Here is a 1,312-nt window from a genome sequence, read left to right as displayed (position 1 = left end):
TGACCCGTCCTGAATAGCGTTGACACGTTTTCGACTTAAATCCGGAGAACGTGATAATGGCCGAGTTTAAACGCACACAACGCGACTATCCTTTGTCTTTTAAAATTGCTGTTGTTGAGCAGGTTGAAAAAGGCGAAATGACCTACAAACAGGCTCAACTGCGCTATGGTATTCAGGGACGTTCGACCGTTCTGACCTGGTTACGCAAGCATGGCCACCTTAACTGGGCCCCAGGTCTTCCCTCTCTCTCCAGCCGGGAGTTGCCCATGAGCCAACCGTCTGCCCCTTTAACTCCTGAGCAAAGGATCAGGGAACTTGAAGAACAGCTTGAGCTGGTCACCCAGAAAGCGGAGTTCCTGGATGCTGTCGTTAACGTGCTGAAAAATGACTATGGGATCAGTGTCATAAAAAAGCGGCCAGGCAAGTCCTCACGCAAAAACAGCCCCAAAAAATAACCATTACCCGGGCCTGTCAGTTCCTGGGACACAGCCGACAAGCCTGGTATCAGCACAATACACGGCTTAGTAAGCAGCGGGCTCGTGATGTCCGGATCGTCGATTTTGTTAAAACGATAAGAGTACGTCAGGCGCGTATCGGGACCCGTAAGTTGCATTATCTACTGAATAAACAATCAGATGATGGATTGCATGTCGGACGTGACCGGTTGTTCTCTCTGCTGAAGGAACGCCGGCTGCTGGTGCCAGTCAGACGGGCGTACCATAAAACAACGGACAGCCATCATCGTTTTCGGCGACATCCCAATTTATTAAAAACGGGACCGGAACAGGTGGTGGTCAGGCGACCAGAACAGGTATGGGTAGCAGATATTACCTATCTGCCAACCCGGAATGGCATGGTCTATCTGAGCCTGATAACGGATGCTTGCTCAAGGAAAATAATGGGCCATCATGTACACAGCGATCTGCGTACTGACAATGTCGTGCAGGCTCTGAAACAGGCCTTAAAGCAGAGAAAAACGACTCAGCCACTGATCCATCACTCGGACCGTGGAATACAATATTGTTCAGCAGGTTACCAGTCAATCCATGAAAAATACGGGCTAATATGCTCAATGACAGATGGCTATGACTGCTATCAGAACGCATTGGCGGAAAGGGTGAACGGGATACTGAAGACGGAGTTTTTGCTATCACGCCCGGCAGATCTGGAGCAGGCAAGAAAGATGGTGAGGGAATCGATAGAAATTTACAACGGAGAGCGGCCTCACCAGTCGCTAAAATATAAAACGCCCGATGCGGTGCATCAGGCGTTTTACAGGCATAAAAGTGTCAACCTATGCCAGGACTAGTCA

Annotated in this window: 1 protein-coding gene; it reads left to right on the top strand. The window is 49.5% G+C overall.

Going from position 1 to position 1,312, the window contains the following annotated elements:
- The first annotated feature begins 56 nt into the window (after positions 1 to 56).
- Positions 57 to 1,309 (top strand): IS3 family transposase gene (locus M6G53_RS24835; RefSeq protein ID WP_253335205.1). Its coding sequence is split into 2 segments (ribosomal slippage): positions 57 to 405 and positions 405 to 1,309, totalling 1,254 coding nucleotides; the frame shifts between segments, so codons are not numbered across the junction.
- Positions 1,310 to 1,312 lie beyond the last annotated feature (3 nt).

The organism is Serratia nevei (assembly GCF_024160145.1).
GTDB lineage: Bacteria > Pseudomonadota > Gammaproteobacteria > Enterobacterales > Enterobacteriaceae > Serratia > Serratia nevei_A.
Note: the sequence above shows the minus strand (reverse complement) of the source record. Positions and strands in the feature narration are given on the sequence as shown.